This window comes from Epilithonimonas mollis (assembly GCF_900142325.1).
GTDB classification, from domain to species: Bacteria; Bacteroidota; Bacteroidia; order Flavobacteriales; family Weeksellaceae; genus Epilithonimonas; species Epilithonimonas mollis.
Map to the genome: position 1 here is coordinate 100240 of NZ_FRAM01000004.1, position 15969 is coordinate 116208.

Here is a 15969-nt window from a genome sequence, read left to right on the forward strand (position 1 = left end):
TTCTTATCCTTAATTATAAAATGTTTAACATTCAACAAAATGCAAATTTAGCAAACTATATCAAAGGATGAGCACAAAAGACATCAACTTATCTGCAGAACTCAAAAAATATTTTGGCTTTTCTAAATTCAAAGGGCAACAGGAACAGATCATAAGAGAACTCCTGGATAGAAAAGATGTATTTGTCTTGATGCCGACGGGTGGCGGGAAATCACTTTGTTATCAGCTGCCGGCACTGATTTCCGAAGGCACTGCAATTGTGGTTTCTCCACTGATTGCCCTCATGAAAAATCAAGTGGATGCAGTAAACGGACTTTCTTCCGATGAAGGTGTTGCCCACGTTCTAAACTCTTCCCTGAATAAATCCCAGACAAAACAAGTGATGGATGACATCACAGCCGGTAAAACCAAACTTCTGTATGTTGCTCCGGAATCTTTGATAAAAGAAGAATATCTTGATTTTCTGAAAGCGGTAAAAATATCTTTCGTTGCCATAGATGAGGCGCATTGCATATCGGAATGGGGACATGATTTCCGTCCGGAATACAGAAACCTGAAAGGCATCATCGACAGGATTGCCGATGTTCCCGTGATTGCGCTTACTGCAACTGCAACGCCAAAAGTTCAGGATGATATTCAGAAAACTCTTGGGATGAACAATGCCTTGGTTTTTAAGGAAAGTTTTAACCGTGCCAATCTGTTTTATGAGATCCGTCCTAAGGTGAATGTTGATAAAGAAATTGTAAGATTTATCAATCTGCATAAAGGAAAATCCGGAATTGTATATTGCCTGAGCAGAAGAAAGGTTGAAGAATTTGCGCAGCTTTTACAGGTCAACGGAATTAATGCTTTGCCTTATCACGCAGGCCTGGATCAAAAGACGAGAGTCGCGAATCAGGACAAGTTTTTAATGGAAGAAGTGGATGTCATTGTTGCCACTATTGCATTTGGGATGGGAATTGATAAGCCTGATGTCCGGTTCGTGATTCATTATGATATTCCAAAATCACTGGAAAGTTATTATCAGGAAACAGGACGTGTAGGAAGGGATGGAGGAGAAGGTTACTGTTTGGCTTTTTATGACCCGAAAGATATTGAAAAATTAGAAAAATTCCTGGCTCAAAAGCCTGTTTCAGAAAGAGAAATCGGACTACAGCTACTGAATGAAGTAGTCGGATATGCGGAAACGTCAATGAGCAGGAGACAGTATCTTTTATATTATTTTGGAGAAAAATTTGATCCTGTGAAAGGAGAAGGCGCAATGATGTGCGATAACTCTCAAAATCCTCCGAAACTGAAAGATGCCGCTGCGGATTTGAAAAAAGTCCTCGAGATGATAAAATCTCTCGGAGAAAAATTCCGTACCAAAGATCTCATTTCAATTATTGTAGGGAAAGAGTCTGCCGTTACAAAGTCTTATAAACTGGAACAAACTGATTTTTTCGGATTTGGAAAAGCAGAATCTGATAATTACTGGAAATCTATTATCAGGCAGGCAACGGTACAGGATTACCTGAGGAAAGATATCGAAACTTACGGTGTTTTGAAAATCTCAGAAAAGGGTCAACAATCCATAAGCGGAAAACTCAATGAATCTTTCCTGATTGCTGAAGACAGGGAGTATGATCTTACCCAGCTGAAATCAAAATCTGACAGTGAGCAAGTCCAGACTCAGGCTGGCAGTGGGCTGGACCAGGTTCTGTTTGGTCAGCTCAAGGAACTGAGAAAGACCGTAGCAAAAAAACATGGAATCCCGCCTTATACGGTTTTTATGGATCCAAGTCTGGAGGATATGACGGTTCAGTATCCGATATCCGTGGAAGAAGTAGCCAAAATCTATGGCGTTGGTGAAGGAAAAGCCAGAAAATATGGTAAAGAATTTGCTGAATTTATCAAAAAATATGTAGAAGACAATGATATAGAACGGACTCAGGATCTCGTAATGAAGCAGGTCGCAAATAAGTCCAGCCATAAGGTTTTTATCATTCAGAATACTGATAAGAAAATTGATCTTGAGGATATTGCAAAAGCTAAAAATCTTACAATGACCGAATTGCTTTCTGAAATGGAAAGCATTGTCTACCAAGGAACAAAACTGAACATCGATTATTATATCGAAGAAAATTTTGATGAGGATGTTGTGGATGATTTTATGGATTTTATGAAAGGTTCTGAAAGCGACAGTATGAAGACATTGCTTGCAGAATATGGCGATGATCTTACCGATGATGAAGTGCGTGTTTTGAGAATTAAATTCATCAGTGATGTAGCAAATTAAATCGATAAAAATTAATAATCAGCATGTATAAGTTTAATTACTAATTACATTCTTAACAATTATTCTCAAAAAAATTTCCGGAATCATTATAACAAAAATGAAAAAATCAATCATTTTCATATTGCCAGATCTGGAAACCGGTGGTGCAGAACGCATTGTAACAACTATTGCAAATCACCTTCCGAGAGACAGATTCTCGCCTTCTATACTTTTGCTGAGAAAAGAAGGTGCATATCTTGATTTTCTGAAATCCGATGTAGAAATCATCGATATCAATACACCGAGAATCAGAAACTCTCTGAAACCAATCCTGATCGAAATCAAAAAAAGAAAACCGGACATCGTGTTTTCAGGTTTTGGAGAAGTCAATGCTTATCTGTCACTATTTACAAAGCTGTTTCCTAAAACAAAGTTCATTGCAAGAGAGACCAATGTCGTATCGCAGCATGTTACAAGAAAGGAGATTCGTTTCTTCTACAATTTTTATAATGCTTATGACAAAATAATAGCTCAGAGCAATGATATGCAGAATGATCTGGTGAGTAATTTTTCCATCAAAAATGACAAGCTTGTAAAAATCAATAATCCGGTGGATATCAGCTTTATCGATGAAAAACTTAATGAATCCGAAAGGCCTTCAGAGTTTTCTCACCAGTACAAAAATGTAGTTGCTATAGGGAATCTGTCCTCACGGAAAGGTTTTGATAACCTTTTGAAAGTATTCAGCAGACTGAAAAATCAGAACATCATGCTTCATATTCTTGGTGAGGGAAAAGATAGAGAACTGCTTCTGAAGATGAAAGAGCTGCTTGGCCTCGATCATGTGATTTTCCACGGAAAAAAAAGCAATCCTTATCAGTACCTGAAGTATGCGGATCTTTTTATTTTATCGTCCAGATATGAAGGTTTCCCAAATGTTCTTCTGGAAGCAGGCGCTTGTGGCATTTATTCTTTAGCCAACAGTTGTCCTGGAGGTATCGATGAAATTATTATAGACCATATCAACGGTGAGATTGCCGATATTGATGATCATGAAAATTTTGCCGAAAGAATAAAACAGGCTTTGCATCAAACTATTGATAAAGCCAACATCAGAGAATCGATCAAATCCAGATTTTCAAAAGAAATTATTCTGAAAAAATATGAAGATTTGTTATGGAATATTTAATATAATATTACTAAAATGAAGAAGTCTTTTTTATTATTTATAATTGTGGGGTTTATAATTTCTTGCAGTTCCGAAAAACCCGGAAAAGGATTACTGAACGAAAAAATTCCTTACAAAGAAGCAAAAAATTATTTTGTCAAAAATAACTTCGAAGGTGCATTAGACAATCCGCAGTTTGACAGTCAACAGGATTTTGATAAAGTCTTCGGAATGGCTACCATAATGGGAGAGAATGGAAAACCGACGCCAATAGATTTTTCAAAAGAATTTGCTGTTGCTCAGATCGAAGATCCATCGTCTCAGAGTGTTGAATTAAAGCCCGTTTCGGTAAGTAAAAATGCCAATATTCTGGAAATTAAGTATAGAAAAATTATCAGAGATATAAACCCAACCTATAAGTCGCAACCGGTGATGATCCTTATTATCGATAGAAAATATGAAGGCGACGTCAATCTTGTAGAGGTAGAATAATAAGAAATCCGAATTATCAATTCAGAAATTTTTGTTTTGCCAATTCAAAAACACGCCTGTCAATCGGTAATGGAAAAGGATTTTCACCTTCCAGTGCAATCCATTCTGTCTTTTCTATACATGGATCCAATATCAGCAGATCTTCTTCATTTTTAATTTCAGCTAGATAATATATAGTCAAAAGCTGCTCATTGTCCCGAAATCTGGAAACCAGGAAATCATCCTGCGTATAGAAATGGTCTATAACATCAATGTCGAGATTCAGCTCCTCCTGAAATTCTCTTTTTAGACATTCGATAACACTTTCTCCGAATTCCAATCCGCCGCCCGGCAGCTTCACTAGAAAATCTCCGGCATACTCTTCATGAAGTGCCAGGATCCTGTTATCTTTTATACAAAGCGCATAAACGCGGATATTGATATTGTCAATCATAAAATGTGATTTGTGAACTTTAAATTTAGGAAAATTATTTTTTCCAGGCGTTGATCATTTCTCTTTTTCCGGGTGGGCCTTGTTTTTTTTCTACCTCAAAACCTAATTCCTTCAGAGTTCTTCTCACACTTCCTTTGGAAGAGTAGGTGGTTAATAATCCTCCTTTTTTCATTTTAGAGGCAACAATTTCAAACAGTTCCTTTTCCCAAAGATCAGGCTGTACTCTTGCGCCGAAACAATCAAAATAAACCAGATCGATAGCAGGCAGATCCATATGTCTGATATTGAAAAAATCATTTTGGATTTTGGTAAGATTAAAATATGAATCGAGTTCCACTGTTTTCTCCCATTCTTTTTGATGGATTTTAAATGTTAAATCTTTCACAATTTCGTTTGGAAATAATTCAGAATAAGATAATTCTGAGGCTTCTTCAAATAAAATCGGGTATTTTTCTATACCAAAATAATTTATTTTATGACTTTTATCATTTCTCAAATATTCATCAAATGTTACCAAAACGTTAAGACCTGTTCCAAATCCCAACTCTAAAATATTAATTTCATAATCATTTATCAAATTAAGTCCGTTTTTGATAAATACATGAACAGCTTCCTGCAATGCACCATGCCTGGAGTGGTATGTTTCCTGTAAGTCATTTATTAATAGAGTTTTACTTCCGTCGCTTGTTGTGATTAATTGTCTTTTCAAAGTATTTTTTTCCAAATTTAAACTAAATTTTGATTATTAAAAAATTATTATATATTTGTAATACCTCATTAAAAAATTAAAAAATGATAATTCAAAAAACTTCAAACCCAAGAATTTCTTCATTTGATCCTAATAATTTCTCTTTCGGGAACACTTTTATAGATCATATGATTATTTGTGAATATGAGAACGGAAAATGGGGGGATCTTCAGCTGATTCCTTATGGACCAATAGGTTTTACCCCGGCAATGATGGGGGTTAATTATGGTCAGGCATGTTTTGAAGGAATGAAGGCATATAAAGATAAGGATGGTCAGGTTTTCCTTTTCCGTCCGGAAAAAAACTTTGAACGTATTAACAAATCTGCAAAAAGACTTGCAATTCCTGAAGTTTCTGAAGAAATGTTCATAGAAGGACTGAAAGCTCTGGTAGATATTGACAGAGACTGGATTCCGCATGGAGAAGGCATGTCACTTTATCTGAGACCTTTGTTATTTGCAACAGAAGAAGCATTAAAAGCGAGAATCTCGGAAAAATATATGTTTGCAATTGTGGCAACACCGGCGAAGAATTATTATACTGCACCAGTTTCTGTGAAAATTGCCGACCATTATTCCAGAGCGGCAAGTGGAGGTGTTGGCGCCGCAAAAGCTGCAGGAAATTATGCGGCTTCATTCTATCCTACACAACTGGCAATAGAAGAAGGCTACGAGCAGATCATCTGGACCGATGATTGTTCTCACGAATATTTTGAGGAAAGTGGAACAATGAATGTTTTTGTCCGAATCAATGATACAATCTATACGCCTAAAACATCCGATAAAATCCTGGACGGTGTTACAAGAGACAGCTTTATAAAACTTGCAAAGAAAAGAGGTATCGAGGTTGTTATTGGTGACGTGAAAGTTTCTGATGTGATAGAAGCACAGAAAAACGGATCTTTGAAAGAAGTCTGGGGTGTTGGTACAGCTGTTGTTACTAGCATTTTTCAGGCACTTGGTTATCAGGGTGAGCATCTTTTATTACCGCAACTATCAGAGGGAGAAAGCTTTGCAGCCATGTTAAAAAATGATTTGGTTGACATACAGACCAACAATTCAGAAGACCCTTTCGGATGGAGAGTTATGGTAGAAGAACATGTTTATAGTATGTAAGAATTAAATTGTATATAAATTGAAAATAAAAACCGGAAAATTGCTTCCGGTTTTTATTTTTGGATACTTATTAAATGTTTTAAAATTCTTATTTTCGCAAAAGTTTTCTGAGATACAGAAGATTGATTAATATGAATAAATTATTTTATATCACCTTTTTAGCGCTTGTGGTTTCCTGTGCCAAGCAAACACCTGTACAGCCTGAAGGGCAGTTTTTGTCTGAAAGTGAAATGGAAGACTCCAAAAATCGCTCAAAAGATCTGAACAACTTGGAAAGAGCCCAGATAGAGGATTGGATAAATGCTCAGAATATAAAATATTATCCAATGGGAATGAACTATTGGATAAATGTAGAAAACCTCGAGAAAAGGCCCCGGAAAAATAATGGTGAGAGAATCTCTTATCAGTATCATATTTATGACTTTGACAGAACTAGGCTTTATGATGTGCCTGTAGAAAATATAAATGTGGAGTTCGGGCATTTTAAAGAACTGGATGCTGTGGAAGATGCCGTCCGATATCTCAAAAAAGGAGAGGAGGCTGAACTTCTTATTCCTTCTGTATTGGCCTTCGGAACTTATGGTGACGGTAAAAAAATATCGAATGACATGCCGCTTATCATCAAAGTAAAAGTATTGTAAAAAATAACGATTATATAAAATGAAAAAAATTATAGCACTTTCTATAACATTATTAACATTATTAAACTGTAAAACATTGGAAATAGACAAAGACACTTACAAAAGCCTGCCAGACGGACTTTATGGAAATTTTGTAACCAGCAAAGGTGAAATCCTTGTAAAATTCGAGGATGAAAAATCACCGGTAACTGTAGCTAATTTCGTAGGATTGGCAGAAGGAAAAATCGAAAATAAATCTAAGAAAAAAGGGGAACCATTTTATGATGGGACAATTTTTCACAGGGTTATCAAAGATTTTATGATCCAGGGCGGAGATCCTCAGGGAACAGGAATGGGAGATCCGGGCTATAAATTCGATGATGAGAAAAATGATCTTCAGCATACCGGAAAAGGAATTCTTTCAATGGCTAATTCTGGTCCTAACACCAACGGTTCTCAGTTTTTCATCACCGAAGTGGCAACACCATGGCTGGACGGCAGACATACTATTTTCGGAAAAGTAATCAAAGGTGAAGCTGTTATCGATTCTATCGCAAATGTTGAAAAAGGAGCACAGGATAAACCAAAAACAGATATTGTTCTCAATAAAGTAGCAGTTTTCGCAAAAGGTAATGCCTATAACCATTATGATGCTGCTAAAATTTTCTCTGAAGGAAAATCTAAAATTCAGGACAAAAACAAAGTATATCTGGCGAAAGAAGAAGAGGAGAAAGCTAAAAAACAAAAGGAATTCGCAGAAAATCAGGAAAGATTGGTCAATGAAATGAAAGCTGGAATGCAGTCCACAGCGTCCGGATTATATTACAAAATCACCAAAAATTCTACAGGTGCCACTCCGACAGCAGGCCAGACAGTATCTGTACATTATGCAGGAAAACTGATCAATGGTGAAGAATTTGACAATTCTTTCAAAAGAGGACAACCGATTGACATTCCAATTGGTGTGGGTCAGGTGATCAAAGGCTGGGATGAAGGGATTCTTCTGCTAAAAGAAGGAGAAGCTGCAACATTGCTGATTCCGCCTGCTTTAGGATACGGTGAAAGAGGAGCAGGAGGCGTCATTCCACCAAATTCCTGGTTGGTTTTCGATGTTGAACTGGTAAAAATCGCAAAATAATTTTGAAATAAATTGATGAAGAACGGAGCAAATTAATTTTGCTCCGTTTTTTATGCTAATAACTGGTAGGCTTTTTTTGCTCCGTTTATACAATCTTCATAAGCATCTTCCGATATCTTTTCGTCTATGATGGCTTTAAATTCCTGCCAGAAAAAGCCTGTATTTTCACCATAGACTCCGAAATAATTGAATTCAATATTTTCAAATTCCTGATTTTTTCTGAGTTGCTTTGCAATGACATTTCCGCCAAGTGTAGAACCTTCAATCACATATAGTGCACCGAAGGCTTCGGCTTCATTATCAAGATTTTGAATTGGACTTTCTGCAGGCATATCAATGTTTAACTTTGATAAATCTGTTTTCAGTGCTTCAATCTTGCTTCTTTCTTCCAAATTCAGTTCAGAATAATTTTTAAGATGCTCACGAATCTGTGGCTCGTATCTGCTGATCAGTTTATAATTATGTGTGAGTAATTTTTTATAATCATCAAGCGAATATGATTTGTCAAAAATCTTCTGTGACTGTAATTTCGCTTCGGTTTCATCGTGTTGTTCTTTTGTTTTTTCTTTAAGAATTGAGGAAATCATAATTCGGTTTTTGAAATTTTAGAATAAATGTTGTTCCTTTTCCCGCTTCACTTTCATAGCTTATTTTTCCTCCCATTTTCTCCATCAGATGGTGCACAATGCTGAGACCAACACCATTGCCGTAAAACGCCTTGGCATTATTCATTCTGCTGAAGATTTTAAACATTTTGTTAGAATCTTTTTTATCGATTCCGATTCCATTATCAGAGATTTTATAGATCACAAGGTTTTCTTCCACTTCACCCACGATTCTGACCCTCGGTCTTTCAGATTTGGAAGAATATTTCACAGCATTTCCTATAACGTTTCCAAAAACCTGGTAAACCATTGTCTTATCTCCCAAGACTTCCGGCGTATTTTGTATAACAATATCTGTATCAGGTGATTCGAAACTTATTTTCGAATCTTCCACGAGCTTACTTATCAGGGATTCTACTTCCACACTTCTCAGTTCGATTTCGGATTTTTTGATCTTGCTGAGTTCCAGTACATTCCGGATCATATCACTCATGCTATCAACCTGTGTGATAATATTATCGAGAGTTTTTTGCATATTTTCCGGATCTGGAACTCTTTTCGCAAGTTGAGCATTGAGCTTTATAACCGTAAGAGGCGTATTCAGATCATGAGAAATCGTATGGGAAAAAGAATCCAGCTCAGCATTCAGCTCTTTTAATTGATTATTCAGCTCCTGGATCTTTGATGATTTTGTATGAGATGCTTTCAGAATGATGGAAGTAATCCATTTTGCTGATTCTATTTCCTTAATCTTCCACGGCATTGAAGTTCCTTTCACATATTCTTTCCAGACCTCGAAGGATTTTCTTGGAGAGAATTTGATAATCTCAACACCATCTTTTATTTCCGAAATGGTTTCTTTTTCAGGTTTTCCGGCCCATTTTATTTTTTGACCTTGTTCCTTTCTAAGCCAGATCAGCATATCCGAAGTATTGTTTCCCAATACACTGATGATAATTCCACAGCTTCTTTCCGGACCTTCAAGATCAGTCAGGACGTTGCAGAATGCATTTGAGATATAGATATTTTCTTCAAAATCCTTATTATTTTCGCGACTCCAGTCTATTATTTTTTCAATGTCAGAATTGCTGGGGATATTTCCTGCTGTCAGTATTTCATTATTGATTTTAATAATAAGTCCGTCTGCATCACAAGTACTCATAATATCAACAATATTATTTTCCAATGCTTTCCCAAAACTTTCTTCATTCAGAAGATTCTGACGTAGCGTGATATTATTGAGATTGATCCTTTGATATTCCTGAAGGGTTTCCAAGGATCTGTAGGAAGCAAATGCATTGGCAGAGGTTCTGGTCAGTGTTTCTACCAGTAACCTTGACTGCAGATCCAGATGCTTTGGCAAAGCATTCTGGCACGCGACCATTCCCCATAACTCTCCATTGACAATAATTGAAGTGCTGAAGCTGGATTCCACATGCGCATTTTTAAGATACTGTATATGGACCGGAGACGATGCTCTTGTTACACTATATGTAAGGTCGATTTCTTCCTTAGGTACGATGCCGACAATAGGATAGGTTTTCCCGGAAACATGAGAAGTGATTCTAACAGGATTCTTGAGATAAAGTGCTCTTGCCTGTGCAGGAATGTCGGATTCCGGATAATGGAGATGCAAATAACTTTCTAGGTTTGGCTTGACCAGTTCTTCAATAACCTGGCCGCTGCCATCGTAGTGAAACTGATAGATCATTACGCGGTCAAAATCGATAATCTCCTGAACTTCTTTCAGCAAGATTTTCCATATATTTTCATCAACAGAATTCCTGAGAATATTCTGAATTGATGCATATTCTTTATTGATTTTATGATTAGGAAGAACTTTTTCTATTTCGAAAAAGACAAGTCCATTATTGGTATGGATGCTTAAAGTATATTCCTTGTTTTCAAAACTAAAATGCTGTACCGCAAGAATCTCGTTATCAGAATAGTTTTCCCAGTTAACATCAATAGCCAGCTGGCTAAAAAATGAACGGATCTCTTTCCCAAGCAGTAAAGCCGGATCTATAGAAAATAGTTCTACGATATTCTCGCTGTAAAAAGCGATTTTGGAATCCTTGACGCCAATTAGATACCCATATTCCTGAACAGAGCCACAGATATGAATAGGTTCTTGGTCACAGTTAACATATTCTTTCGGATACATAAATAATAATTAGTAAAAATATATCTTTAAATTTTTGACGAGTAAAGATAAAGATAATAATGAACTAAAGTTAATTTAATTGATTATGAAAACAAATTTCGTATTATGGATCTGTAATGATTTGAGTATCATATAGAAATTTTTAAAGAAAAAAAAGACAGCAAATTGCTGTCTTCAAAAAATTATTATTGTAGAATTATTTCATATCATACATGATTAGTGCTGTAATCAGCTTTGGTTCGATCAAAGTACATTTCGGCGGCATTTTAATCTCCATATCAGAGATTTTCAAGAGGTCTGTAAAACTTATAGGATAAATTCCGAATCCGACTTTATATTCGCCACTATCCACTTTTTCCTTCAGCTCGATGATGCCATTGATATCCGAAGTTCCTTTCAGATAAGTAATCTTATCCGTGTGCTTGGCATTTTCGATTCCGAGGATATTTTCGAAAATATATTTGTTCACCAAGTGATGATCCAGATCGTTTTCATTTTTATAAGTTTCACGCATCGTATGCTTTACATGTAAACTGTAAAATCTGCCACCAAGATACATACTGATATGGAATTTTTGGGAAGGGAAGTAAGGCGCTTCGCCTTTATCATGAATTTGAAAATCTTCTGCTAGTTTTTCAAGAAAATCTTCATCGGAAAGCCCATTAAGATCTTTAAGAAGACGATTATAATCGTTGATTTTTATAGACTGATTGGAAACAATAAAACTGAAAACAAAGTTGTAATGTTCCGTTCCGTGAGAACGTTTGTATTTGTCCCGTTGCTTTTTCGCATATTCAGCAACAGAACCGATCCTGTGATGCCCGTCTGCGATATAAAACGAATCAATGGGGTCAAGAACTTCCTTAAATTGCTGAAGTTTCAGCCGGTTATCTATTCTCCATATTTTATGACGCACACCTTTGTCATCAGTATAGTTGATGATGGGAACATTTTTTTGTTCGTGGTTCATCAGCAGTTCTACCTTCGAGTTGGAATGATAGGTCAGAAGAACCGGCTCAGCCTGCACACCAACTTTCTCAAGATAATGTGCCATTTTCATTCTTCTTTCCGTGATGGTGGATTCATGCTTTTTGATTTTTCCCTCCCAGAAATCATCCACACTCACAAGTCCCATCAATCCGCGAAAACTTGTTTTATCGGGTAAAGTCTGTTCGTAAAGATAATAAGCAGAGTCGTCCTGCGCTAGTTTTTTATCTTGCAATAATTCTTCAAAATTAGACCGGATTTTTCTCAGATTTCTGTCTACATCTTTTGACTTGCTTACCACAGCCGGCTTGATCATCTGGATATAAGAATCCTCTACGTGAGCTTTTTTATTGATCTCCTCCTGAGTAAAATTATCCAAAGAATAGGTAGGGAAAACCTCGATGAAATCAAGATTGGGTCTTATTCCTCTAAATGGTTTAAATACAGGCATATATTATAATTGGGCTTTTATTTTAATAATCTGTTGTGCCAGCTCTTCGCCGATCCTGTTTTGAGCATCTATCGTATTTCCGCCAACATGCGGAGACAATGACAGCGCAGGATTCATCAGGATTTCCAGTTCCGGTTTTGGTTCTTTTTCGAAAACATCGAGTGCTGCGCCGGCAACCTTTCCGTTTTCTATAGCATCGATGAGTGCCACTTCATTGATGATACCACCTCTGGCTGTGTTAGCAATGTAGACACCATCTTTCATCTGCTCCAGTTCTTTGTAGTCTATCAGATAGTCTTTGGTCTTGCCGATATTCATCGTAATGAAATCCGAATTTTTTAAAACCTCATCTAAAGTTACCGATTTAATTTCAAAATTCAACGACTGATTATCGAAAAAAGTGAGCTGAATATTCTCAGTTTTGGACGTTCTGTTGTAAGCCAGTATTTTCATTCCCAGAGAGATACCGATCTTAATGACTTCGATACCGATATTTCCCATTCCGATAACACCAAGTGTCTTGCCGGAAAGCTCCACAGCGTTCTGATATGATTTTTTAAGTGCATTGAATTTTGTTTCCCCTTCCAGCGGCATCAGTCTGTTGCTGTCGTGAAGACATCTTGCCAGGGAAAAGAAGTGCGCAAAGACTAATTCTGCAACAGATTTACAGGAAGCCTTGGGGGTGTTGATGATATAAATACCTTTATCAATGGCATATTCCACATCGATATTATCCATCCCGATTCCGCCACGTCCGATGATTTTCAGATTCGGGCATTCGTCAATCAGGTTTTTCCTTACTTGGGTTGCGCTTCTTACCAATAGAACATCCACTTGATTATCATTGATGAAGCTGCTCAGATGTTCCGGAGATACTCTGGTTTCCAAAACGGTGATATCCGAATCTTTCAGAAGCTGAACTCCCTTTCCGGAGATTCCATCATTGGCTAATACAATCATTTTGTTTAATTCAAAAAATCCTTTAGTTAATGGCTTTTTCTCAATTTGTTTGAGTTAAATTCGAGGTTGGCTAAGATACAACTTTTTCTCTGAATTAACATTAATTTAACAAAAAAAACGTCTTCAAATCCATGAAGACGTTATGATTTATTACGAGAAAAGTACTTAAAGGCTTTTCATCACATCCACCAGAACCTGCACGCTTTCTATTGGCATGGCATTATAGATACTCGCTCTGTAGCCTCCTACACTTCTGTGCCCGTTAAGTCCGCTGATTCCTGCTGTCTTCCATGCTTTATCAAAAGCTTCCTGTTTAGATTCGTCTGTCAGAGTGAAAGTCGCATTCATGAAAGAACGGTCTTCCACAGCTGCTACACCTTGGAAATTCGGGTTGCTGTCAATTTCGTCATAAAGCAATTTTGCCTTGGCATTATTTTTCTCTTCTGCTGCTGCGATTCCGCCATTCTCTTCAAGGAACTTTAATGTCAGATAAGACGCATAAACTGCAAAAACAGGAGGCGTATTAGACATCGATTCTTTATCAATATGAACCGAATAATCCAGATATGTAGGGATCTTTCTTCCTGTTTTGCCCAGAATTGATTTTTTAACGACCACAAGAGTAGCACCTGCAGGACCCATATTTTTCTGCGCACCGGCATAGATAAGATCAAACTGAGAAAAATCCAGCTCTCTGCTGAAGATATCAGACGACATATCACAAACCATCAGTGTATCTACCTTTGGAAAAGTTTTCATCTGGGTTCCAAAAATCGTGTTGTTGGAAGTGCAGTGGAAATAATCGTATTCCGAACCAACGGTATAATCTTTCGGAATGTAGGAATAGTTGGATTCTTTCGAAGATGCTACTACGTCTACATTTCCTATATTTTTCGCTTCTTTGATTGCGCCGGACGCCCATGTTCCCGTATCCGTGTAGGCTGCTTTGCCGTCTACCGAGAGCAGATTAAAAGGAACCATCAGAAACTGAAGGCTGGCACCGCCTTGCAGATAAAGCACTTCATAATCATCGCCAAGCTTCATCAGTCTTTTTACAATCGCACGGGCTTCATCCATCACTGCTACGAATTCTTTGCTTCGGTGTGAGATCTCCAAAATGGAAAGCCCCATGCCGTTGAAGTCAAGAATGGCTTCTGATGCTTTCCGGAAAACTTCCTGAGGAAGGATGCTTGGTCCTGCGCTGAAATTATGTTTTTTCATTTTTATTAAGTAATTAGGGTGTTAGGGATAGGGTATAGGATTTTTAAAAGCCACGAGCTTGTGGCTAATGGCTTCAATTTTTTATTCGTTATGGAGAAATGCTTTTTTCTCCAATAGTTTTTCCTCAGATTCCACATGATCTTCATCGGGGACACAGCAGTCTACAGGGCAAACCGCCGCACATTGCGGTTCCTCGTGGAAGCCTTTACATTCGGTACATTTATCCGTCACGATGAAATAATAATCATCACTCACGGGCTGCTGTGCTGCATCCGCATTCACGGTGAGCCCTGATGAAAGGACTACCATTCCTTTCAGTGCTGTTCCTTCTGATGCTTTCCAATCTACTGCTCCTTCATAGATAGCGTTGTTCGGACATTCCGGTTCACAAGCGCCACAGTTTATACATTCGTCTGTTATCTTGATAGCCATTGCTATATTTATTTATATTTTTGTGCAAAATTACAAAAAAAAAGCCAGCTATGCTGAACGAAAACAAAATTTCAGGACTCGAAAAACTCGGTATTTTCATTAATGATTTTATTCAGAACCATGAAGATAATTACAATGAGAAAGAAGAGCGAATGGCTTATCTGATGACACGTTCCGAGATAGAAAATCCGTGGTTCACCCAAGAAAATCAGAGATACAACCTGCAGCAATGGGCAAGTCTTTTCACTAAAGAAAATATTATGAACTGGCTGTCCAAATATCAATTATCCAACGAATCCAAAAGAGTAGGACTTATCTTGGCGGGCAACATCCCGGCTGTCGGTTTTCACGATATTATTTCGGTGGTTCTGAGCAATCATATCCCTATTATTAAATTATCATCAAAAGACCTATTGATGCTACCTTTTCTATTAGAATTGTGGAACGGATTTTCTAATCACGAGATCGAATATCACATTGTTGAAAGACTGGAGAACTTTGATGCGGTGATCGCAACCGGAAGCAACAACACGGCAAGATACCTGGAATATTATTTCAAAAACAGCCTGAGCATCATTCGGAAAAACAGGACTTCCGTGGCTGTTCTGAAGGGCGACGAAACCGATGAGGAACTGCAGCTACTGGCTGATGACATTTTCCGGTATTATGGATTAGGCTGCCGGAATGTGACAAGATTACTGATTCCGCAGGACTTCCTGCTTGACAGGTTATTCGAGAATTTCATCAATTATAAAGATGTCATCAATCATCATAAATACGCTAATAATTATGATTACAACAGAGCGATCTACCTGCTGAACCAGGATCAGTTCTGGGATAATAACTTTGTGATGCTGAAGGAAGACGAAAAGTTATTCAGCCCGCTGTCTGTGATTAATTTTTCCCGTTATAACACATTGGAAGAAGTGAAAGCATTTGTAGAAAATAACAGAGACGAGATTCAGACAATCGTTGCAAAGCCGGAGCTGGGACTGGACACCATTGGTTTCGGAGAGACACAGAACCCTTCGCTGGATACGTATGCCGATAACGTGGATACGATAGCTTTTCTCAGTGTCGTATAGGTAAAACAACGCAGGATAAATATAGACAGAAACGGATTCGCAAGATTCCGTTTTTTTATTGAACAGATTAATATTGTATCCATATTTTAAATA

Annotated in this window: 15 protein-coding genes; 7 read left to right on the forward strand and 8 right to left on the reverse strand. The window is 37.4% G+C overall.

Annotated features, from left to right (window positions below; translation table 11 throughout):
• The first annotated feature begins 67 nt into the window (after positions 1-67).
• The 3 genes from recQ (at position 68) to BUA97_RS14650 (ending at position 3917) form a co-directional block, all read left to right on the forward strand.
• The gene (recQ, locus tag BUA97_RS14640; protein WP_072999627.1) at positions 68-2278 is read left to right on the forward strand and encodes a DNA helicase RecQ; all 2211 of its coding nucleotides are present in this window, start codon (positions 68-70) and stop codon (positions 2276-2278) included.
• A gap of 97 nt (positions 2279-2375) precedes the next feature.
• Positions 2376-3446: a glycosyltransferase gene (locus tag BUA97_RS14645; protein ID WP_072999629.1), complete on the forward strand. Its 1071-nt coding sequence runs from the start codon at positions 2376-2378 to the stop codon at positions 3444-3446.
• 15 nt (positions 3447-3461) lie between these two features.
• Positions 3462-3917: a hypothetical protein gene (locus BUA97_RS14650; protein ID WP_072999631.1), complete on the forward strand. Its 456-nt coding sequence runs from the start codon at positions 3462-3464 to the stop codon at positions 3915-3917.
• A 16-nt stretch (positions 3918-3933) separates the two neighbouring features.
• On the opposite strand, the gene BUA97_RS14655 is transcribed toward BUA97_RS14650, so the two are convergent.
• Together BUA97_RS14655 and mnmD are read right to left on the reverse strand one after the other, a co-directional pair.
• Positions 3934-4350 carry an NUDIX domain-containing protein gene (locus BUA97_RS14655; protein ID WP_072999633.1) on the reverse strand — a complete coding sequence of 139 codons (417 nt, stop codon included), beginning with the start codon at positions 4348-4350 and terminating at the stop codon, positions 3934-3936.
• A 34-nt stretch (positions 4351-4384) separates the two neighbouring features.
• Positions 4385-5059 (reverse strand): tRNA (5-methylaminomethyl-2-thiouridine)(34)-methyltransferase MnmD, encoded by a 675-nt coding sequence (mnmD, locus tag BUA97_RS14660; RefSeq protein ID WP_073000100.1) that lies wholly within the window; start codon positions 5057-5059, stop codon positions 4385-4387.
• Between the two features lie 83 nt (positions 5060-5142).
• Here mnmD and BUA97_RS14665 point away from each other — a divergent pair, with 83 nt between their 5' ends.
• The 3 genes from BUA97_RS14665 (at position 5143) to BUA97_RS14675 (ending at position 7971) form a co-directional block, all read left to right on the forward strand.
• On the forward strand, positions 5143-6213 hold the full coding sequence (locus BUA97_RS14665; RefSeq protein WP_072999635.1) for a branched-chain amino acid aminotransferase: 1071 nt from the start codon (positions 5143-5145) through the stop codon (positions 6211-6213).
• Between the two features lie 131 nt (positions 6214-6344).
• On the forward strand, positions 6345-6854 hold the full coding sequence (locus BUA97_RS14670; protein ID WP_072999637.1) for an FKBP-type peptidyl-prolyl cis-trans isomerase: 510 nt from the start codon (positions 6345-6347) through the stop codon (positions 6852-6854).
• Positions 6855-6873: 19 nt separating this feature from the next.
• Complete coding sequence (locus BUA97_RS14675; RefSeq protein ID WP_072999640.1) at positions 6874-7971, forward strand: peptidylprolyl isomerase; 1098 nt, start codon at positions 6874-6876, stop codon at positions 7969-7971.
• A gap of 50 nt (positions 7972-8021) precedes the next feature.
• On the opposite strand, the gene BUA97_RS14680 is transcribed toward BUA97_RS14675, so the two are convergent.
• The 6 genes from BUA97_RS14680 to BUA97_RS14705 all read right to left on the reverse strand — a co-directional run bounded on the left by BUA97_RS14680 (position 8022) and on the right by BUA97_RS14705 (position 14791).
• Entirely contained in the window at positions 8022-8558 is a 537-nt protein-coding gene (locus BUA97_RS14680) for a biliverdin-producing heme oxygenase (RefSeq protein ID WP_072999642.1), read from the reverse strand.
• The gene (locus tag BUA97_RS14685) at positions 8539-10740 is read right to left on the reverse strand and encodes an ATP-binding protein (protein ID WP_072999645.1); all 2202 of its coding nucleotides are present in this window, start codon (positions 10738-10740) and stop codon (positions 8539-8541) included. The genes BUA97_RS14680 and BUA97_RS14685 overlap by 20 nt, the downstream gene beginning before the upstream one ends.
• A gap of 196 nt (positions 10741-10936) precedes the next feature.
• Complete coding sequence (locus tag BUA97_RS14690; RefSeq protein WP_072999647.1) at positions 10937-12178, reverse strand: DUF1015 domain-containing protein; 1242 nt, start codon at positions 12176-12178, stop codon at positions 10937-10939.
• Positions 12179-12181: 3 nt separating this feature from the next.
• Positions 12182-13138: a D-2-hydroxyacid dehydrogenase gene (locus BUA97_RS14695; RefSeq protein ID WP_072999649.1), complete on the reverse strand. Its 957-nt coding sequence runs from the start codon at positions 13136-13138 to the stop codon at positions 12182-12184.
• A 165-nt stretch (positions 13139-13303) separates the two neighbouring features.
• Complete coding sequence (gene serC / locus BUA97_RS14700) at positions 13304-14359, reverse strand: 3-phosphoserine/phosphohydroxythreonine transaminase (RefSeq protein ID WP_072999652.1); 1056 nt, start codon at positions 14357-14359, stop codon at positions 13304-13306.
• Between the two features lie 81 nt (positions 14360-14440).
• Positions 14441-14791 carry a 4Fe-4S binding protein gene (locus BUA97_RS14705; protein WP_072999654.1) on the reverse strand — a complete coding sequence of 117 codons (351 nt, stop codon included), beginning with the start codon at positions 14789-14791 and terminating at the stop codon, positions 14441-14443.
• Positions 14792-14841: 50 nt separating this feature from the next.
• Between BUA97_RS14705 and BUA97_RS14710 the strand changes: the two genes are divergently transcribed.
• Entirely contained in the window at positions 14842-15876 is a 1035-nt protein-coding gene (locus tag BUA97_RS14710) for an acyl-CoA reductase (RefSeq protein WP_072999656.1), read from the forward strand.
• The last annotated feature ends 93 nt before the right edge of the window (positions 15877-15969 follow it).